At 42.2% G+C, this 18938-nt stretch carries 21 protein-coding genes and 1 pseudogene; 15 read left to right on the top strand and 7 right to left on the bottom strand.

Annotated elements, in window-relative coordinates:
* Positions 1-6 precede the first annotated feature (6 nt).
* The 6 genes and pseudogenes from OK18_RS00110 to OK18_RS00085 all read left to right on the top strand — a co-directional run bounded on the left by OK18_RS00110 (position 7) and on the right by OK18_RS00085 (position 4492).
* The gene (locus OK18_RS00110; RefSeq protein ID WP_053326649.1) at positions 7-351 is read left to right on the top strand and encodes a hypothetical protein; all 345 of its coding nucleotides are present in this window, start codon (positions 7-9) and stop codon (positions 349-351) included.
* Between the two features lie 7 nt (positions 352-358).
* Positions 359-766, top strand: a complete 408-nt coding sequence (locus OK18_RS00105) for a hypothetical protein (RefSeq protein ID WP_053326648.1) — start codon at positions 359-361, stop codon at positions 764-766.
* A 142-nt stretch (positions 767-908) separates the two neighbouring features.
* Positions 909-2060: pseudogene (locus tag OK18_RS21875) on the top strand (DUF2071 domain-containing protein).
* A gap of 37 nt (positions 2061-2097) precedes the next feature.
* Positions 2098-2694: an NAD-dependent epimerase/dehydratase family protein gene (locus OK18_RS00090; RefSeq protein ID WP_316932801.1), complete on the top strand. Its 597-nt coding sequence runs from the start codon at positions 2098-2100 to the stop codon at positions 2692-2694.
* Positions 2695-2791: 97 nt separating this feature from the next.
* Positions 2792-2998 (top strand): DUF1731 domain-containing protein, encoded by a 207-nt coding sequence (locus OK18_RS21870; protein WP_316932800.1) that lies wholly within the window; start codon positions 2792-2794, stop codon positions 2996-2998.
* Between the two features lie 51 nt (positions 2999-3049).
* The gene (locus OK18_RS00085) at positions 3050-4492 is read left to right on the top strand and encodes an alpha-L-fucosidase (protein ID WP_053326647.1); all 1443 of its coding nucleotides are present in this window, start codon (positions 3050-3052) and stop codon (positions 4490-4492) included.
* 58 nt (positions 4493-4550) lie between these two features.
* Here the strand turns inward: OK18_RS00085 and OK18_RS00080 are convergent, their stop codons facing one another.
* Complete coding sequence (locus tag OK18_RS00080; protein ID WP_053326646.1) at positions 4551-5429, bottom strand: hypothetical protein; 879 nt, start codon at positions 5427-5429, stop codon at positions 4551-4553.
* A 345-nt stretch (positions 5430-5774) separates the two neighbouring features.
* On the opposite strand from OK18_RS00080, the gene OK18_RS00075 reads away from it, so the two are divergent.
* The 4 genes from OK18_RS00075 to OK18_RS00060 all read left to right on the top strand — a co-directional run bounded on the left by OK18_RS00075 (position 5775) and on the right by OK18_RS00060 (position 10567).
* Positions 5775-6038, top strand: coding sequence for a hypothetical protein (locus tag OK18_RS00075; protein ID WP_228377670.1), 264 nt, complete (start codon positions 5775-5777; stop codon positions 6036-6038).
* A 325-nt stretch (positions 6039-6363) separates the two neighbouring features.
* Positions 6364-7752 (top strand): dihydrolipoyl dehydrogenase, encoded by a 1389-nt coding sequence (gene lpdA / locus OK18_RS00070; RefSeq protein WP_053326644.1) that lies wholly within the window; start codon positions 6364-6366, stop codon positions 7750-7752.
* 401 nt (positions 7753-8153) lie between these two features.
* Entirely contained in the window at positions 8154-9383 is a 1230-nt protein-coding gene (locus OK18_RS00065; protein ID WP_053326643.1) for a site-specific integrase, read from the top strand.
* 5 nt (positions 9384-9388) lie between these two features.
* Positions 9389-10567: a site-specific integrase gene (locus OK18_RS00060; protein WP_053326642.1), complete on the top strand. Its 1179-nt coding sequence runs from the start codon at positions 9389-9391 to the stop codon at positions 10565-10567.
* 51 nt (positions 10568-10618) lie between these two features.
* Here OK18_RS00060 and OK18_RS00055 read toward each other — a convergent pair whose 3' ends face one another.
* The 6 genes from OK18_RS00055 to OK18_RS00025 form a co-directional block, all read right to left on the bottom strand.
* Positions 10619-11086 (bottom strand): hypothetical protein, encoded by a 468-nt coding sequence (locus OK18_RS00055; protein WP_053326641.1) that lies wholly within the window; start codon positions 11084-11086, stop codon positions 10619-10621.
* A gap of 459 nt (positions 11087-11545) precedes the next feature.
* Positions 11546-12142 (bottom strand): type 1 glutamine amidotransferase family protein, encoded by a 597-nt coding sequence (locus OK18_RS00045; RefSeq protein WP_053326640.1) that lies wholly within the window; start codon positions 12140-12142, stop codon positions 11546-11548.
* A 4-nt stretch (positions 12143-12146) separates the two neighbouring features.
* Complete coding sequence (locus OK18_RS00040) at positions 12147-12680, bottom strand: hypothetical protein (protein ID WP_228377666.1); 534 nt, start codon at positions 12678-12680, stop codon at positions 12147-12149.
* A 237-nt stretch (positions 12681-12917) separates the two neighbouring features.
* Complete coding sequence (locus tag OK18_RS20790) at positions 12918-13205, bottom strand: helix-turn-helix domain-containing protein (RefSeq protein ID WP_078737269.1); 288 nt, start codon at positions 13203-13205, stop codon at positions 12918-12920.
* 2 nt (positions 13206-13207) lie between these two features.
* Positions 13208-13414 carry a helix-turn-helix domain-containing protein gene (locus OK18_RS20785; protein WP_228377725.1) on the bottom strand — a complete coding sequence of 69 codons (207 nt, stop codon included), beginning with the start codon at positions 13412-13414 and terminating at the stop codon, positions 13208-13210.
* 376 nt (positions 13415-13790) lie between these two features.
* Positions 13791-14000: a hypothetical protein gene (locus OK18_RS00025; protein ID WP_053326637.1), complete on the bottom strand. Its 210-nt coding sequence runs from the start codon at positions 13998-14000 to the stop codon at positions 13791-13793.
* A gap of 50 nt (positions 14001-14050) precedes the next feature.
* Here OK18_RS00025 and OK18_RS00020 point away from each other — a divergent pair, with 50 nt between their 5' ends.
* From OK18_RS00020 to OK18_RS00005, 5 genes are all read left to right on the top strand, one after another.
* Positions 14051-14917 carry a virulence-associated E family protein gene (locus tag OK18_RS00020; RefSeq protein WP_228377669.1) on the top strand — a complete coding sequence of 289 codons (867 nt, stop codon included), beginning with the start codon at positions 14051-14053 and terminating at the stop codon, positions 14915-14917.
* A 1180-nt stretch (positions 14918-16097) separates the two neighbouring features.
* Positions 16098-16367, top strand: coding sequence for a toprim domain-containing protein (locus tag OK18_RS21580; protein ID WP_228377668.1), 270 nt, complete (start codon positions 16098-16100; stop codon positions 16365-16367).
* Positions 16315-16530 carry a toprim domain-containing protein gene (locus OK18_RS21915; RefSeq protein ID WP_394331969.1) on the top strand — a complete coding sequence of 72 codons (216 nt, stop codon included), beginning with the start codon at positions 16315-16317 and terminating at the stop codon, positions 16528-16530. The genes OK18_RS21580 and OK18_RS21915 overlap by 53 nt, the downstream gene beginning before the upstream one ends.
* Positions 16531-17417: 887 nt before the next feature.
* Positions 17418-17609, top strand: a complete 192-nt coding sequence (locus tag OK18_RS21910) for a plasmid mobilization protein (RefSeq protein WP_394331976.1) — start codon at positions 17418-17420, stop codon at positions 17607-17609.
* Between the two features lie 135 nt (positions 17610-17744).
* Positions 17745-18914 (top strand): relaxase/mobilization nuclease domain-containing protein, encoded by a 1170-nt coding sequence (locus OK18_RS00005; RefSeq protein ID WP_082129099.1) that lies wholly within the window; start codon positions 17745-17747, stop codon positions 18912-18914.
* Positions 18915-18938 lie beyond the last annotated feature (24 nt).

Below are 18938 nucleotides of genomic sequence, written 5' to 3'. Positions count from 1 at the left end.
TTTAAAATGTTCAATATTCTTTCATATATCATTTTTCTGGGGATCACTTCCTACATCACCATCCATGTGGGAAAGAGATGCTACTGTGAAGGAAAAGCTTATCTGAAATACCTGCTCCACGATGAAAGCCTTTGTCTCACTATTAACAGGATCCTTCTTGGGAGTTATTATCTATTGAATCTTGGTTATATCGCAATAAGCCTCGCCTTCTGGGAAAAGATCAGCAGTATGGAAGAAGTGGTGACAATAACTGCAGTCCGGACCGGAAATATAATCCTTATTCTTTGTATTCTGCATTATCTGAACCTACTGGCACTCTATTTTTTGAGAAAAAAAATAACCTTAAAATAATATAATTATGACAGCTACAGTTTTAACCGCCACGTACAACTTTTCAGCGTACATGATTTATTTACCCATTGTCATTACCCTTACGATTCTGGTATCACAGTTTTTGTTTAAAAATTCCAAAGCATTTATGATCGATATTTTTCACCAGAAGAAAGATATTGCCATGGCTACAAATTCACTTTTTAAAATTGGCTTTTACCTTTTAAACATCGGTTTTGCTTTATGTATTATTGAGTTTTTTCAGATCGAAACCGTAGAAAGGCTGGTAGTGGCTTTAAGTAAAAAGATCGGAGGTTTTTCCATTTATCTCGGACTGATGATGATTTTGAATTTGTTATTGTTTCTGAAAGGCCGTAAACATACTTTAAACAAAGAAAAACAAATCAATATAAAATATGAAAACCCTGATATTTAAAATCTGGATGTATGTTACTTTCAGATTGCAGCACAAAAGAACAAAAGGTGATTTCCTGAATTTATAAAATGAAACACAGTGGGAACCTTAAGTAATTTTTTAGGTTAATGATTATCTGTTTAAGCAAAATAAATGTTAAAATATGCCTCGGATTTATTTAGAAACCCTGATTAATGCCGATATAAACATCGTTTTTGATCTTGCCCGGAATATGGAGTTACATCAGAAATCAACAGCAAGAACCAATGAAAAGGCAATTGCAGGACGTACCTCAGGACTGATTGAAGAGAATGAGACCGTAACCTGGAGAGCCAGACATCTGGGAGTATATCAGCAACTGACTACTAAGATTACCAGCATGAAAAAACCGGAACAATTCACCGATGAAATGCTGAAAGGAGCTTTTAAATCAATGCATCATCAGCATATCTTTAGAAAAAAGGAGGACAAAACCATAATGATTGACATTTTTGATTTTGAATCTCCATTGGGTATCATAGGAAGTTGTTTCAATGCAGTTTTTCTTACCGGTTATCTGAAGAAATTTCTGTTAGAACGGAATGAATTACTAATAACTAAAACACGACAAATGAATTTTTTAAAAGCAGAATGGCGCAAATTAGCCATTATCAATTACGAGATTAACCCAGAAATCCTGATGAAATATCTTCCTGCAGGAACAGAACCGGATTTTTATAAAGGAAAATGCTACCTCAGTGTGGTTGGTTTTATGTTCTTAAATACATAGCTGTTAGGAATTCCTATTCCTTTTCACCGGAATTTTGAAGAGGTAAACCTCAGGTTTTATGTAAAGAAAAAAGAAAACGGGACCTGGAAAAGAGGAGTGGTTTTTATCAAAGAAGTTGTTCCCAAACCAGCTTTAAGTTTTGTAGCTAACGCTGTCTATAAAGAAAATTATCATACCATGCCGATGAAGAACCTCATTCATGAAAAAGAAAATGAACTGCTGATCAGATATTCATGGAAGGATAAAACCTGGCAGTCCATTCAGATCACTGCAGAAAATGAAGCAAAAACTATGGAAGCCGGTTCAGAATTCGAATTTATTACAGAACATTACTGGGGATTTACGAAGAAAGAAAACCAGACTTCCACTTATGAAGTCTGCCACCCGAAATGGAAAAGTTATCCGGTGAAAGATTATCAATTGACACTTGATTTTGCTACAATGTACGGAAAAGACTTTGAATGTCTGAACTATCAGGAACCCATTTCTGTAATGCTTGCAGAAGGTTCTGAAATTGAAGTGAAAACAAAGAAAAGTACTTTATAAAATTAAAAGAAAACTTAAATTTTAAAACCCCTGAAAGATGAAAATAATCATAGCAGGCGGTACAGGCTTCCTTGGTGAAAATCTGGAAAAATATTTTACAGAAAAAGGAAATCAGGTATATATCCTCAGCCGGAACCCTAAACGTCATAACGAAATCTGTTGGAATGCAAAAACAACAGGAAAGTGGGTAGATATTCTTGAAAATGCAGATGTTTTGATCAACCTTACCGGGAAATCTGTCGATTGCAGGTATCATGAGAAAAACAAACAGGAAATCTATTCTTCAAGAATAGACAGTACCCAGATATTGCAGGAAGCTGTTAACCGTTGTCTGCATAAACCAAGAATCTGGCTGAATGCCAGTTCGGCAACAATTTATGTGCATTCCGAAAAACATTTGAATACAGAAGCAAACGGCATTATAGGAGATGATTTTTCAATGAATATCTGTAAGAGTTGGGAAGAAGCTTTTTTTACAACAAAACACAGCGAAGTAAGAAAAGTGGCATTAAGAACTTCCATTGTGTTCGGTAATAACGGTGGAGCCCTTCCCAAGCTGAAAATGATTACTAAAATCGGTCTGGGAGGAAAGCAGGGACGGGGAAATCAGATGGTAAGCTGGATTCCATATTGATGATTTTTGTAAAGCCGTAGAATGGATAATCAATAATGATCACATTTCAGGAGCAATCAATATCACAGCTCCCGGTCCTGTAACCAATGAAACATTGATGATGACACTCAGGAAAAAGTTACAAATTCCGTTTGGACTGAATGCTCGGGTATGGCAGCTGGAAATAGCTTCTCTGTTTTTGAACACGGAAACCGAATTATTACTGAAAAGCCGTCACGTTTATCCTGAAAAACTTCTGCAAAGCGGATTCCTGTTTTCTTATCCCGATCTGGAATCTGCGATGGAAAACCTGCTGAAATCATAATACTTGCGGATCTGTAAAAGGATAATTAAATTAGCGGAAACTATTCCCGCAATGCCTGTAAGACAAAACTCCAAAAAACTGTTCTTTTTACCGCTTTTGATAAGCTCTGCTCTGTTTTCTCAGGCACATAATGTATCGGACGGATATCAGAAACCGGAAGATCCTCTTGTTATCAGAAATCTGGAAGAATGGCAGGACCTGAAGTTCGGACTGTTTATGCATTGGGGAACCTATAGCCAATGGGGGATTGTTGAAAGCTGGAGCCTCTGCCCGGAAGATGAATCGTGGACCCGGAGAAATCCTGAACACGGAAAGTCGTATTATGAATATGTGAAAAATTATGAAAATCTTCAGAGCACTTTCAATCCGACTCAGTTTGATCCCCAGAAATGGGCAGACGCCGTAAAGAAGGCCGGAATGAAATATGTGGTTTTTACAACAAAGCATCATGATGGTTTTGCGATGTTTAATACCAGGGAGTCGGATTATAAAATAACCTCATCCAAAACACCGTTCTCAAAAAATCCTAAAGCGGATGTCACCAAAGAGATTTTCAATACTTTCAGGAAAGAAGGTTTTAAAATTGGAGCATATTTTTCAAAACCCGATTGGCATTCCGATGAATACTGGTGGTCTTATTTTCCTCCCAAAGACAGAAACGTGAATTACGATCCCACAAAGTATCCTGAAAAATGGGAACGCTTTAAAAAGTTTACGTTCAATCAGCTGAATGAAATTACATCCAATTATGGTAAAATAGATATTCTCTGGCTGGACGGAGGATGGGTCCGTCCTTTCCGTACCATTGATCCGAAAGTAGAATGGCAGCGCACCATCAAGGTAGAACAGGATATTGATATGGACAAAATCGGGAATATGGCCCGTAAGAATCAGCCGGGAATTATTATTGTGGACCGTACCGTTCCCGGGAAATGGGAAAATTATGTCACACCTGAGCAGGCCGTTCCCGAACATGCACTTTCTATCCCATGGGAAAGCTGTATTACGATGGGAGATTCCTTTTCTTATGTTCCCAATGACCATTATAAATCGTCTCAGAAAATTATAGAAACCCTTATTAAAATTATTTCAAGAGGGGGAAATTATCTGATGAATATAGCTCCCGGACCCGGCGGGGATTTTGATGCCATTGTCTATAACCGGTTGAAAGAAATCTCCGGTTGGATGGAGATTAATCAATCTGCTGTTTTTGCAACAAGGACTTTGCCTCCTTATCATGAAGGTGATTTTTATTATACCCAAAGTAAAGACGGTAATACACTCAATATATTCCATCTGGATGAAAAAGCGGAATATCAGGCACCGGCGGATCTTTCCTTTTTACTCCCCGAAAAATGGACACCAAAGTCATTAACAATTCTGGGAGTTTCATCCAAAGTTCAATGGGAAAGAAAAGGAAACAGGATCTATGTGAAGCTTCCGGAAGAGAGAGCAGCACTAAAATATGCCACAGTGATCCGGATCAGACGGTAACCGGAAAGTAAAAAAGAGCAGGAATACACCTGCTCTTATGAAAAAGAAGCTGATTAATTTAATACTTTCGGGCTAATAACAGGTTGAGAAGGAAAGTTCCGGCCCAGTTACTGTTATTTCCATTAATTCCGATAAAATCAATACGGGCAACAGATACCGTAAGCCTGGTTTTTCCCCCGGTTCCGTTGTTGGCAAGGCTTACAAACGATGCTGTAAATACATCAGGAAAGCTGGAATTATTTCCTGCTGTGAGAATCGGATACATATTATTGACATTGAAAGGAGCACCTTGATATTCATACACAATCATCATTCTGCTGGCATTCGCATAATTGGCGGTATGGGCATATGTTGTAGAAGATTTGCTCACTACCCACCATATATCTGTTCCTGTTCCGGTATCATAAGCGGTATTGGTATGATTGGTCCAGTCTGCAACCGGTGAGGAAGCATTGGCATGAGGCGGTATGGAAAGCTGTGCCCCATAGATTTCCACATTACTTGGCTTAGGAAGAACCGTGAAAGACATATCCCAGGTTCCGCCAGCAGTGTTACTGTTGTTCACCACTTCAGCATAGGCCCCCGTAGGAATTACAAAGCTGGCAACGGGAGTATTATCGATTCTTAAAGTATTACCACTTGAAGCCTGAAGAGTAATGCCGGACGCAGAAATATTTTTGATTTTGTAAATTCTTCCGGTATAACTTGTTGTTCCGGTTCCGATAACAGGAAGCGTAAATGTAGTATTTCCGGTTCCGTTGTAAGTTATATAATGATCTGTTGCCAGGATAGAGTAGGTGGTTGCTGTAACTTCTTTGTAGCCGGCTCCCAGTGATCCATTAATTGCTAAAGTACTGTTGGGTGTTAAAGTATTAATACCAACCTGGGCATTTAAAAACAGTCCCCAAATCAAAAAAATTGAAAAGATTTTTTTCATATTATTTGTTTTAAATTGTTATTAATATAAAATTATGAAAAATCAGTTATTTGTAATCTTTTGTTTAAGATTTTTATTGCACTTGAATAAATCATAATTTAGTGATATTTGTAATTGAAACTCCAAAGGATAGAAACTTTTGAACATTCTGTAATATATTCGTATAAATTAGCGGGTATTACCAATAATTTTAACTTTTTAAATATAAATCATAAATAGAGTTAAATAAGATAAGTTGGCAGAGAGATGTAATTATTGGTATGATCTATGCATTTAATTATTAAACCGAATGAATTCAATTAATTCATTATCATTTAATTGAAATCATTTTAAAATATGAACATTATGAAAAAGTTATTTATTTCAACATTGTTGTTATTAGGTTTATCATCCACTATTTTTGCCCAGAAACATCCTCCGGTTCCTCCACATCCGTCAAAAAACGAGATGATTAACCTTAAGATGAAGGAACTGGATAAAAAGTACAATACGGAAAAGAAACTGATCCTGAATCATCCGCTTGCAACCAAACAAATGAAGAGAGATCAGATGAAAGCTTTGAATGAAAGGTATAAAAGAGAGAAACAATTGTTAAGAAAGGTAAAATAGAATAAAATAAAGAGCAGATTAATTTGCTCTTTTTTATTTTAAAGTAAGCATTGTCTTTTCATTATGATATTGAATAAGAATATACTCTCAGTTATTGGGTCGGAACAGCCGTTTCTCTACATTTTATACGGCAGTAGACAGAGGAAATCAGGTGTTTTTCTATTGAATAATAATTTATAGTGAGCATGGACAGAAAATCAGAACAAACATCCCTGTGCCATATTAACAATGAAAAAATAAGGTTTGGTATTCAGTAAATATGAAAACAGAGAAGCATCAAACATCCAATATTTTTCCTTAAATTCGCATAAAAATTTTTAAAGTAATGAATTACGATATTATTGTCATTGGAAGTGGTCCTGGTGGATATGTTACTGCGATCAGAGCAGCACAATTGGGTTTCAAAACCGCAATTATCGAAAAAGAAAACTTAGGAGGAATCTGTCTGAACTGGGGATGTATTCCAACAAAAGCTTTGTTGAAATCTGCTCAGGTTTTTCATTATATCAACCATGCTGAAGATTATGGTTTGAATAAGGTGGAAGCAAGTTTTGAGTTCCCGAACGTTATTCAGAGAAGCCGTGGGGTTGCCAGCAAAATGAGCAAAGGGATCGAGTTCTTAATGAAAAAGAATAAAATTGACGTAATTCTGGGTACTGCAACAGTACAGAAAGGTAAAAAGGTTTCTGTTACTGATAAAGATGGTAAAGTAACTGAATATTCAGGAAACCATATTATCATCGCTACAGGAGCGCGTTCAAGAGAATTACCCAACCTACCACAGGATGGTAAAAAAGTAATCGGATACAGACAGGCACTTTCTCTTCCTGAGCAGCCGAAATCTATGATTGTTGTGGGTTCAGGAGCGATTGGAGTAGAATTTGCCGATTTCTATAATACAATGGGAACAAAAGTAACGATTGTAGAATTTATGCCAAATATTGTTCCTGTAGAAGATGAAGAAATTTCTAAGCATTTAGAAAAATCCCTGAAAAAATCAGGAATCGAAATTATGACCAATGCTTCAGTAGAAAGTGTTGATACAAGCGGGGAAGGCGTAAAAGCTACCGTAAAAACAACGAACGGAAACATTACGCTTGAAGCTGATATCCTGTTATCTGCTGTAGGTATTGCTGCCAATATCGAAAACATTGGTTTGGAAGAAGTAGGAATCCAGACAGACAAAGGAAGAGTATTGGTCAACGAGTGGTATGAAACTTCTGTACCGGGTTACTATGCAATCGGTGATATCATCCCGACTCAGGCCTTGGCTCACGTTGCTTCTGCAGAAGGAATCACTTGTGTTGAGAAAATCAAAGGAATGCACGTAGAAAAAATCGACTATGGTAATATCCCTGGATGTACATATTGCCACCCTGAAGTAGCATCTGTAGGTCTTACCGAAAAACAAGCTAAGGAAAAAGGATACGAAATCAAAGTTGGTAAATTCCCTCTTTCTGCAAGTGGAAAAGCTACGGCAAACGGAAATACAGATGGATTCATCAAAGTAATCTTTGATGCTAAATATGGAGAGTGGTTAGGATGCCACATGATTGGTGAAGGCGTAACGGATATGGTGGCTGAAGCTGTTGTAGCAAGAAAGCTGGAAACTACAGGCCACGAGATCATTAAGTCTATCCACCCGCACCCAACCGTTTCTGAAGCTATTATGGAAGCTGCTGCCGCTGCTTACGGTGAGGTAATTCACATTTAATTCTGATACAATATTATATAAAACAAAAGCTCAGTTTTCTGAGCTTTTTTAATTAATCACAATGAAAAAAATAATCTTTTCAGTAGGGAACTATCAGAGGAAAGGGCATTAGAGAGAGAATGAGAGGTAAGTAAATGGAAATGAGGATAATTTGCGCCATATCTCGGTGGTTTGCATTGAGGGATAAAGTGCAGAAAGCGTGGATTTATGCAGAAGTTCCGTTACCAAATCATTAGTCTGTCTTCAGAATGGTAACGAAGAAGAAAGAGAAGGTAACTGACAGAAGAGTGTTCGGTAACTCATCTTTTCTCTATCACGGTGCTTATGCTTTGTATTACAATGTTTTGCGTAGCTGAAAACGCTTCGACAACGGGTAACTTTGCCCATAAAAACAGAAGCGTATGCAAAGAGAAAAATTCAAGGTGTTGCTCTACCTGAAAAAGAGCGGATTGGACAAGTCGGGGCAAGCTCCAATCATGGGGCGGATAACGTACGGGCGAACCATGGCGCAGTTCAGTTGTAAGCTATCGTGCGACCCCGATTTGTGGAATGCTCGTGAGAGCAGACTGAACGGCAAGAGCCGTGAAGCGGTGGCAACGAACGGCAAGTTGGAACGCTTGCTTCTCTCGGTACAGTCGGCTTATCGAGTGCTTTGTGAGCGAGGTGCTGTCTTTACAGCGACAGACATCAAGGAGCAGTTCCAAGGGAGCATGCAAACTCAAATAACCTTTTTGGAGCGATACGACCGAATGGTCAAGGAGATGGAGCAAAAGGTGGGTATAGAAATAAAGGCGACGACTTTAAACAGTTACTACACTACTCGTAAGCATCTGCAAGCCTTTATCCGAGAGAAGTATCACACGACAGATATTTCTTTCGGACAGATAGAGGAAGACTTTTTGGAATGCTTGCAACACTATTCTGTCGGAAAGCTGGGGCATTCGCAAGGTTATTATCGTAAGATGGCTTTAGCGGTGAAGAAAGTCTGCCGTTTGGCGTATCGTGAAGGACTAACCGAACGACAACTATTCGCCCACGTGGAGATAGAACGAGGAGAGAATAAACAACCTCGTGCATTGGACAGAGCTTCATTGGATAAGTTGCAGAACCTGACTTTTGAGCCATATGAAGTGGAGTTGGAAACCGCTCGCAATCTCTTTCTCTTTTCTTGCTTTACGGGTGTTCCTTACTGCGATATGGTCATCCTTAGTCGGGAACATCTCTTTACGGATGATGAGGGGGCGTTGTGGTTGAAGTTCCGCAGACAAAAGACCAATACCCTTTGTCGTGTGAAGCTCTTGCCTGAAGCGGTGCATTTGATAGGGCGGTATCAATCTGACGAACGAACTACGCTCTTTGCACCCATTGCTTATTCGGCTTATCTCGTCCAACTCAAAGCTCTGCAACTTCGAGCAGGTATATCTATTCCTCTTTCGGCACACGTTGGTCGCCATACTTTTGCGACCTTGATTACTTTGGAACGTGGCGTTCCCATTGAAACGGTGAGCCGAATGCTGGGGCACAGCAACATACAAACGACTGAGCGATACGCCCATGTTACCCCGAAAAAGCTCTTCGATGAGTTTGATCGATTTCTCTCTTTCACTGAAGACTTAACCTTAACCTTGTAGGAGTTATGCGCAGTACATTCAAAATCCTATTCTATATCAATAAAAACAAGACCAAAGCAGACGGCACAACGGCAATCCTTTGTCGTATCACCATTGACGGAGCGAACGTAGTGATAACCACAGGCGAAAGCATCAACCCCCACGATTGGAGCGTGAAGCGAGGGGAAACAATGGACAAGAAGACCAACCAACGCCTACAAACCTTTCGGGAGGAAATCGAACAGGGTTACAATACTTTGCTCTACAAATATGGAGCAGTGAGTGCCGAGCTTCTGAAGAACTACTTACAAGGCATCGGACGGAATCCAACGACACTTCTTGCCCTTAGTACAGAGGAACTCAATGCCCAAAGAGAAAGCAAGAGTGAGGGGACGTATAGCAACAATCGGTATTCCGACAGACAACTCAATGCCTTTGTGCGAAGTCGTAGCGAGGAGGATATTCTCCTAACGGCTCTTACGATAGACTTCTTTGATGATTACCGCTTCCATTTGAAGAAGAAGGGCTACGCTCCTGCAACGATAAACAAGCATCTCTGTTGGTTGAGTCGGTTGATGTACCGAGCTGTCAGCCAAGGGACAATACGCTTCAATCCGTTTGAAGAGGTGAAGTATGAAGCCGTGGAGCGCAAACCTCGTTTCCTGAGCAAGGGCGAGGTGGCAAAGCTCTTGGCATTCCCGTTGCAGGAGGAAGGGGCGGAACTGAGCCGAAGAATGTTTCTTTTCTCTGTCTTTACGGGGTTGGCATTCGCCGACTTGCAGAGCCTCCGAGCTTCGCAAATCGAAACGAACAGCGAGGGGAAGCGATATATCCGCAAGGCAAGACAGAAAACGGAGGTAGAGAGTTTGATACCCCTGCATCCGATAGCGGAGCAGATACTCGCCCTTTACACGAAAGAGAAGAGCAAGGGGGATTACAAGGTATTTCCCGATACGATAAGTAAAGGCAAATTATCCACTTACCTCAAAACGATTGGTTTGGCTTGTGGTATTCGCACTCCGCTAACTTGGCACATGGCACGACATAGCTTCGGCACACTGACTTTAGAGGCAGGTATTCCGATGGAGAGCATTGCCAAAATGATGGGGCATTCCTCTATTGCCAGCACGCAAATCTACGCTCAAATCACGGACAGCAAGATTTCAAAGGATATGGAGAAACTCACACAAAAAAGGAGAGGTTAAGACTAAACAGAAAGGACTTGCTTCGTTTTATGGAGCAAGTCCTTTCTACGACTAATATCGTGTAATTTCACCATTGAAAGCCTGCGCTTTTTCCCACAACGGCCCTTTTGCTCCCATTGTGAAAGCGATATTGCTACTTCTGATAGCCAATAATTCAGAATGGACTTGCAATCTTAATGCCTTCATCAATTCAGGGGTTAGGCTGATCATTCCTCCTTCTCCTATTGGCACCCAAGTATAACCCCTTCCTTTATAGGTTATCAGTTTGCCCATTGGTAGCGTCTGTTCCCTTAGTTGAGGACAATTTGTCAATATATGACACAGTTTTGAAGAAGAAAGAAGTGGATAAGTCGTTATACAGAAGCCTCCCGTCGCTTTACTTCCTGTAATCAGAATGATGTTTTCAATATCAGCAAGAGCATATTCATGGATAGCTTGTTTTGGTATCTGAATTGTCAAATCTTCCCGAATATGAGAGATTCCGAAGATAAACTTTCCTCCTTTGGTTATTTGTGGCATAGCTTTTTTATTTTCAGATAAAATCTATGGTCATATTCTTTTCAAAGTCTGCCTTAAATCCCTGACATATCTGACTTGCATGTACTTCAAATATATCTTTACAAGCGGTTTGGGAAACCATTTCTTTGGTTCTATGTACTCCGTGAAATCAATCGAGGCTGTCTTTTCATTTCCACTGAAAACACCAACCCAATGCCCTCTCATATTGTCATTCTCCAAATCAAATTCCCATCGACAACAAGGTTCTTGTCTTGTTATCGTGAAAGTTGTCTTATATCCACTCTTCGTTATTTCTACAAATTGCGTGTCTGATATGATCTCTATCTTTTCAACATCACTTCTCCACGAATAGTCTGTTAGCGATGTTACAACTTGCCAAACGCTCTGTAAATTGCATGGAAACGTGGCTCTTATGTTTGACGTTACGAACATAAAGTTTAGTATCTCAGAAAAATAACTTTATCTCACGAAACCATTTTTATAGAAATCGTACCAAGCCTCTATCTGCTCGGGATTGTTGGCTTTCAGCAATAGAAGCATCTCACGAGTGAATTCCAAATGCCCTACACCATTTGCCGTAACAATATTCTTGTCACTAACGGCTTGTGCTTCCACATAATTCTCCGCATTAGTGTAACCGGAACCGCCCCATTTTTTGAGTTGGTCGAGACCGTTGCCTGTGTGTTTTACGTTGTTCAAGAAACCATGTGAACATAGGAATGAAGCACCATTGCATATTGCCCCGACAATTTTACCTTTATCCAAAGTCTTCTGTACCAAAGGTATGACAAGTTTCGCTTCGGGCGAGGTCCAACGGTTGCCACCGATAAGCACTAAGGCGGCATAATCTTTCGGCATATTCTCGAAAGAATAATCGGGTAAAGTTCTGAAACCTCCAATTGAACGGACAGCGTCCGATGTCGGTGCAACGGTATGCACTTCGTATTTTATTTCACCGCCCGGTATCACACCCACGTGAAGAGCCGTGGAGAGAAAAGCTCCCTCCCAATCGGTATATTCATTCAATAAGATAAATAAGACTTTCTGTTTCATCATCAGTTCATTTATTTTGTTTTCTCTCTGCCGTTACTTTCGCCACGGTTTGCCACTCGCCGTTTTCGTTTATTCGCTCTTTTCTCCACAGAAAAGAAGAAGTCGCAATATCAGAGAATACATACCTCATTTTTTCCGTCGTGTTTTCGGTCAGGATAATTTCTTCGCCGACCTTTCGGGCTGTCAGTCGGATAGCCTCGCCCATACAACCGTAGAATATATCCCACGCCATTGTCTTGGGATTGAAAATACGGAGTGTCGTTCCGTATTCGGCATCAAGTTGTTTATCTATCAGGCGTTCCTTGCGAGAGGGAACGATAAAGAGGTCTTGAACTGCCGTACCGTCCAATACTCGGGAAAATATCCATTCGCCCTTTACTTTTCGTGGTTCGGCATCTTCCAAATGGTCGTTCCACACGATGTTCCATTCACCTATCAAGCAGCCAAAGAAGTCGTGTTCTTCGGGAATTCGTTCATTCCTTGCATTGCTACATAGAGCATTGATAAAATCATTCATAAGCTTCATTGGTTTATTTGCCATAATTCAGTAGTGTTTCCCCCTTTGCTCCCTCTTCCGAAGTCGGAGGATTTCGCTTGCGGAAGATGTTGCTTTGTCCTGATAACGCAAATATACTCGACTTATTGCGAAAAAGATACCGAGCAATCCAAAAAAAATACCGAGCGATTGCGAGATTGCTCGGTATCTTTGAGGTGACCATTCGGAATGTTCTTTCTATGTGGTTGCCAAACGGCAGGGGAACATTCCTTACAAGAGGCTCTATCTCCTATAATTCTCTTGCAGCAGTCGGTTGATGTCGGAAAGTTTGTAGAGTATTTTCCCTGCAATCTGCGTGTAGGGAATAATGCCCTTGTCCCGATAGTCTTGCAAGGTGCGAGGACTGACGAAAAGGCGTTCGCAGACCTCTCGCCCCGTGAGGTAGATTTCTCCCCCGAAGAGCGGACGGTGCGTTTGGGCAATTTCCCGAATACGTTTACTTACTTCCCTAATGCCTGAGATGAGTTCTTTCATCTCGGGTGTTTCTTTGTTTACGATTTCGTGTTCCATAGTCATTGTATCTTTCGGTTCGACTTTTCGAGGAGTGCTTCCACATCCTCACGTTTGTAATAGCATTTATGCCCGATTTGGATAAAGGGCAGCACGGACGTGTCCCGATAGTGTTGGAGCGTTCGCTTGCTGATGTTCAGTATTCGGCACACGTCCCCGTTGTGCAACAGGTCGGGGACTTCGGGCTTCGTTCCGAATTGTTCTCGCATACAAAGAGCCAGCTCTTCGATGCTCTTTTTCAGTTCCTCCCACGCGGAGGTGTCGATGGCGGTAAATCTCATATCAATATCGTTTTTAATTGTCGTTTTTCTCTTTTCGGTGCAAATGTATGCAAGCGAAATCCTTGTCCCAAGAACCGATGAAATCAAGGGAAACAGCAGGAAATCGCAGGCAAATGTACAAGCACAAACCGCCTGTTTCACCCCCTTTTCTCTAAGTGCGTACTTGTGGCTTCGATATGATGTGAAATGTCCACACGACACAACGGGAAAAAGATACCGAGCGACCGTGAGATTGCTCGGTATCTTTTCTTTGATTACTCGGCATCTTTTGGATGCTCTCTCACCAATGATAATTCTCGCTTGCCTATCCCTCGAAGAAAAAGGGTGCAGACGTTGGCAATCCGATGAAGTCGTTTGCAGAGCCGTTCTCTTCTCTGTTCTCTCCTTTTGAGTGTTTTTGTCCCGATTTTCCCTGTTTATCCCATCCATTTTCAGAGCATTTCTCTGTACCTCGAAGCAACAGACACACCAGCCTTGGGACTCTATGTTCGCCTCTGTAACTTGGTTTCAGCATCCGTTTTCGGATGAAAGTTCAAAATCAAGCAAATAAAAGAGATACGAACAATGAAAAAAGAAGAGAAGGACAACCTCTCCAAGAACACGCAAATAGAAGAGTTCCTTTCGGCTCGTTACGAGTTTCGGTACAATACCGTATTGCACCGAGCGGAGTACCGTCCACGAGGAACGGACGATTATACAGCCGTAGACCGCTACCGTATCAATACCCTCAAACGAGCTTTAGATAAGGAAGCCGATGTACAGACCTCGCCCGAGAACCTGTACAGCATCATCGAAAGCGATTTCTCCCCACGTGTTAATCCTGTACAAACCTATTTCCAAGCCTTACCACTGACGAAAGGAAATGCGGAAGCTATCACCGCCCTTGCCGACTGCGTGAGTGTAACCAATCCCGAGAAGTGGAAAGAATACCTCACCAAGTGGCTGGTTGCGGTGGTCGCCAACGCAATGGACGACAAGCAATGTCGTAACCATACCTGCCTTGTGCTGACAGGTGAGCAGGGAAAATTCAAAACCACGTTCCTTGACCTGCTCTGCCCTCCGTCTCTCTCCGATTACCGCTATACGGGGAAGATATATCCACAGGAGAAGGACGTGCTGAGTCTTATCGGGCAAAACCTTATCATCAATATTGACGACCAACTCAAAGCCCTCAATAAACGGGACGAGAACGAACTGAAGAATCTCATTACCTGTCCGCAGGTGAAGTACCGTATGCCTTACGAGAAGCATATCGAGGAGCGACCCCACTTGGCAAGTTTCGTGGCTTCGGTCAATGGCAACGACTTCCTCACCGACCCGACAGGGAGCAGACGCTTCCTCCCTTTTGAGGTGCTGGCGATAGAGAATAGACCGAGCCAAGAGCATTCCGATGGATGCCGTTTACAGCGAAGCCAAGACACGGTTGAATGAAGGGTTTCGCTATTGGTTCAATGATGAAGAGATTATTGAATTGCATAGAAACAGCGAAGCCTTCCAAGTCTATACGACAGAGATGGAACTGTTGCTCCGCTATTTCACCTTTCCCACGGAGGCAGAGACGGCAACAAAACGCTTCTATATGACCAATTCGGAGATAGTGGGTTACCTCTCCTGCTATACCCGACAATCCCTCTCCACCAAACGGATGGGGGAAGCCTTACGAAAGGCTGGCTATACAAAGGAGTGTCGCAGGATAAACGGCAATCCCGTATATGTCTATGCCGTCCGTAAGATTTACCCCGAGCAACCGCCATAGCACCTTGTTGTTACCCCTCCTTGCAATACTTCTTTCTCTTTTCTTTCCTATTCTCCTTACTACGTTACTACAACTAAGGATAATACAGTGAAAGAGAAAGGATTGCAGGAGGGATTCATCTTGCAACACGGCTTACTACCATCTTTCTACGCTTCTACGGAAGAATGAATGAGAAAAGGTGTAGACAGGAGGTGTAGAAGGATAAAACAGAATGAAGTGTTACACTTTTCTCTTTCACTGTCAATCTCTTATCTGAATGTAGAAGAGTAGTAAGATAAAAAGAGGAAAATTCCAAAAGAGAAAACAGAGCGAACTATGAATACGAACAATTCCAATCCAACGATAACAGCAATGAACAACGAATATTACGACTACAATACATCAAGGCGATACCGATAGCAGACTATCTGCACGCCTGCGGTATCAGCCTGCCAAGCGTTACAACGGCTATGCCCTTTATCACGCACTCTACAGAGAAGACCCCAATGCCAGCCTGAAAGTGGACTTTCGGCAAAACTTGTGGCACGACTATGGGACAAGCCAAGGTGGAAGCATCATAGACCTTGTGATGAAGATGCAAGGATGGCAGTGCCTACGAAGCAATGGCGCATCTTGCCGAAGGGAAAGCGATAACCTTCGCTTCCTCTTCCTTTCATCGTGAAACTCACACAGGACAGATAAGAGGTGAACAGCGACCAAGTAATGTAAGGCGTATTCTCTTCATCAACGAAGAGTTGCCCCTGTATCTGCAAAACTATCTTCGAGAGGTACGCAGGATAGACCTTGCCGTGGCAAGTCCTTATCTCCGTCATATTCGCTACGAAGTAGGAGGAAGAGAGTATTCTGCCATCGGCTTTGCCCAATCGTGCAGGAGGATATGAACTCCGAGACGACAAGACATTCAAGGGAACGATAGCTCCAAAGGATATTTCTCTGATTGCAGGAGAAGCGAACAATGCTCCTCACTGCATCTTTGAGGGCTTTATGGATTTTCCTTTCCCTTCTCACGATGAAAGGAAAAGAAACTGCTCCTGCCTTGTACTGAACTCTGTCAGCAATCTCCCACGAGCCATTGCCTATCTCCACGAGAAAGGTATCGATTCCGTTCAAGCTTTCCTTCGATAACGACCAAGCTGGACGACAAGCCCTACATTCTTTACAATCGGCAGGTATCAACGTGGAGGATATGAGCCGACACTATTCCCGATACAAAGACCTCAATGAGTACCACGTTGCTCAATCACTCTCAACAGCAGAAAAAGCTAATTGGCAATCCAAAGATTACTAATTACCAATCGGGAGAAAGCCATTAGAAATCGAGAGAGGGCGAACGGTACGCCCTGTTATTGTCAAACGTAAACTCAAATAAGCCATGAAAGAGAATTTGATTTATCTCATTACTTGAACCATCCCAAAGACTCCGATGGCTCACAGATACTTTCCAAAATTGTCAGTAAAGCCATCTCTACCAAACAAGAGCAAAGCAGATAGAGCAATCGGGCAATCTGAAAGCTCTCCGCATTCCTCCGTCTCCGAGCAAACGTTGCCTTCCGAGTCTTTGAGTGAAGTAAAGGAAGCCGTGAAAGCAGAGCATTCCAAAACAGGAAAAGCAACAAGAGGTATCAAGCACTCCGAAACGCAATCAGCCACAAGCAACGACAAGAAAGCTTGGAGAGCTATCGGGAAGCTTTCTCACACCCCACATAAAATCATCGACAGAAAGGCAACCTATCTCAGTCGCTCCACGTGGGAACGCTTGGAGTTCGTTTGTCCGTCGCTTGGGCGATTACGGGGGCGAATGTTTCGAGTTTCTTGGAGAGCATAGCCCTCCGACATTTGGAAGAATACAGCGAGGATATAGAACGCTGGCGCAAACTTTAATCCCGGCATTCCGAGCCATCAGTGATGAAATGAATAATCGGCATTCTCAAAAGGCAAGAAGAACAAGTAATGGAAGCAAATCATAGTATATGCGAATGTATTTCATCGGTAACATTGCAAGACGTCAGTTTGTAGCCACAAACTGCACTTGCCCCCTTTACCGCTGCGCTCGGGGGGAGAGCCGTAATCACTTCGTTCTCATCGGCTGGAATGCCTTAGTGAACAAACTAATATGAAACCAAAAACAGATAAAAGAAACGGGATAAGAAGTCGAATAAGACCTGCTTTCTTCGGATACGTTGCTCCGAAGAGGAGAAAACGAGGATACAAAAGCGAGCGGAACGGACGGGCAAGAATCTCGAGTTCTGTCGGGAGGCGTTGCTTACGGGGGAGATTGTTGCCGTTCCTCAATTGGGAGAACACGAACGGGAAGCTATTCGGTCTTGCAACGGGTCAGCTACTTCTTCAGTCATATTTCCAACTTGATTAAGACGAAAGACCCCTCTTGGGTTACTATTGCCAAGAACCTTTCTTGCATCTCGCTACACGCTTTCGAGCGATTTTACAGCCCTCGGTATCGGATTACGGACGAGGTATATGATGTTCTAAATATCAAGCGCAATGATAGCTAAGTGCAAAGCCATAGCGCACGGTAAGACGGCGTTGGAGTATATCTTCCGAGAAACGAAACTCAAGAATAAGCTCTTAATCCAGAACCTTTGTGGAGATACGGCAAAGAGAATATACGAAGAGATGAACCTTGTCAGTCGGTTCAACAGTCGTTGTCGCAACAAGTTCCTGCGGATGGAAATCGGTATCGCTCCGAAAGATGAAGCAGGGATGAATTGGAAGAAGCTCCAAGGGATAGCCTGTGAATTTATCCAAGCGATGAAATTGCAGGAGCATCAGGTGGTAGCCGTTACGCATAAGGATACCGACAATCTGCACATTCATATCATTGCCAATCGGATGAGTATGAACGGGGCGGTTTATGATACGACCTTTGTAAGTAACAAGGCAGCACGAGTGGCAGAAGAGCTGAGTCGCAAACACGGTCTGACGATTGCCATGAGATACGGGCAGAAAAACGCTATCAAAAGCGAGAGCCAATCAGACACGGGAGGCGAGCAGGGAGAAACTGCGCACAATGGCTTATGGACTGTTGGGAAAGTATGCGAATGGGGACTGAATGGCTACGCATCCTTTCGATATGATTTGAGACGACAAGGTGTAATCGTGGAACAGATGACGAACAAGAAAGGTAGCATCTATGGACTGAAGTTTCATTTTGAGGGGCAGACTTTCAAGGCTTCGGAAATAGGACGAGAGTTTGGATATAACTCGCTGCTGAAACAATTCGGGCTGTCCTATGCTGCTCCCTATCACTCTTCTGTTCCAATTTATCAGCCGAAAAGCCCTTTACAAGAAAAGCGACAGCCAACACCAAGTCCTGAACCAAGCCTTGTTGAGAGCGTAGTGGATGTTGTTGCCGAAGGGATTGCATCGGGTGTTGGCGGTGTACTGGACTTCCAAGTCCATGGAGAGAATTATGCCGAAACCGCCTTTCAGCGGAGACTGCGCCGAAGCCAACAAGAGAAAGAAACGGGGACGAAGGATGTAGGGAACAAATTCTCTCTTCTCAAAGAAGAAAATCACGAAAGAACGCTCACTTTTGCTCACAAATCAATATCTTTGCAAGTGATAATAGTGAGCGTTCTTTGGCTATTCAAAACAGTGTACCTCAAAGCACTCCGCTCATTTCTTAATCGTTACCTATCTATTCACTACTAAATGGTAACACTCTGCTCCTCAGCA

Origin of the sequence: Chryseobacterium gallinarum (genome assembly GCF_001021975.1) — a bacterium.
In the GTDB taxonomy this organism is placed as follows: domain Bacteria; phylum Bacteroidota; class Bacteroidia; order Flavobacteriales; family Weeksellaceae; genus Chryseobacterium; species Chryseobacterium gallinarum.
The sequence above is the reverse complement of the archived record's forward strand: the minus strand, read 5'-3'. Positions and strand labels throughout refer to the sequence as shown.

Excerpts from the sequence above, each read along its gene's own strand:
- OK18_RS00110 (WP_053326649.1), top strand. The coding sequence starts at position 7 with ATGTTCAATATTCTTTCATATATCATTTTTCTGGGGATCACTTCCTAC.
- OK18_RS00105 (WP_053326648.1), top strand. The coding sequence starts at position 359 with ATGACAGCTACAGTTTTAACCGCCACGTACAACTTTTCAGCGTACATG.
- OK18_RS00090 (WP_316932801.1), top strand. The coding sequence starts at position 2,098 with ATGAAAATAATCATAGCAGGCGGTACAGGCTTCCTTGGTGAAAATCTG.
- OK18_RS21870 (WP_316932800.1), top strand. The coding sequence starts at position 2,792 with ATGATGACACTCAGGAAAAAGTTACAAATTCCGTTTGGACTGAATGCT.
- OK18_RS00085 (WP_053326647.1), top strand. The coding sequence starts at position 3,050 with ATGCCTGTAAGACAAAACTCCAAAAAACTGTTCTTTTTACCGCTTTTG.
- OK18_RS00080 (WP_053326646.1), bottom strand. The coding sequence starts at position 5,429 with ATGAAAAAAATCTTTTCAATTTTTTTGATTTGGGGACTGTTTTTAAAT.
- OK18_RS00075 (WP_228377670.1), top strand. The coding sequence starts at position 5,775 with ATGAAAAAGTTATTTATTTCAACATTGTTGTTATTAGGTTTATCATCC.
- lpdA (WP_053326644.1), top strand. The coding sequence starts at position 6,364 with ATGAATTACGATATTATTGTCATTGGAAGTGGTCCTGGTGGATATGTT.
- OK18_RS00065 (WP_053326643.1), top strand. The coding sequence starts at position 8,154 with ATGCAAAGAGAAAAATTCAAGGTGTTGCTCTACCTGAAAAAGAGCGGA.
- OK18_RS00060 (WP_053326642.1), top strand. The coding sequence starts at position 9,389 with ATGCGCAGTACATTCAAAATCCTATTCTATATCAATAAAAACAAGACC.
- OK18_RS00055 (WP_053326641.1), bottom strand. The coding sequence starts at position 11,086 with ATGCCACAAATAACCAAAGGAGGAAAGTTTATCTTCGGAATCTCTCAT.
- OK18_RS00045 (WP_053326640.1), bottom strand. The coding sequence starts at position 12,142 with ATGATGAAACAGAAAGTCTTATTTATCTTATTGAATGAATATACCGAT.
- OK18_RS00040 (WP_228377666.1), bottom strand. The coding sequence starts at position 12,680 with ATGGCAAATAAACCAATGAAGCTTATGAATGATTTTATCAATGCTCTA.
- OK18_RS20790 (WP_078737269.1), bottom strand. The coding sequence starts at position 13,205 with ATGGAACACGAAATCGTAAACAAAGAAACACCCGAGATGAAAGAACTC.
- OK18_RS20785 (WP_228377725.1), bottom strand. The coding sequence starts at position 13,414 with ATGCGAGAACAATTCGGAACGAAGCCCGAAGTCCCCGACCTGTTGCAC.
- OK18_RS00025 (WP_053326637.1), bottom strand. The coding sequence starts at position 14,000 with ATGCTGAAACCAAGTTACAGAGGCGAACATAGAGTCCCAAGGCTGGTG.
- OK18_RS00020 (WP_228377669.1), top strand. The coding sequence starts at position 14,051 with ATGAAAAAAGAAGAGAAGGACAACCTCTCCAAGAACACGCAAATAGAA.
- OK18_RS00005 (WP_082129099.1), top strand. The coding sequence starts at position 17,745 with ATGATAGCTAAGTGCAAAGCCATAGCGCACGGTAAGACGGCGTTGGAG.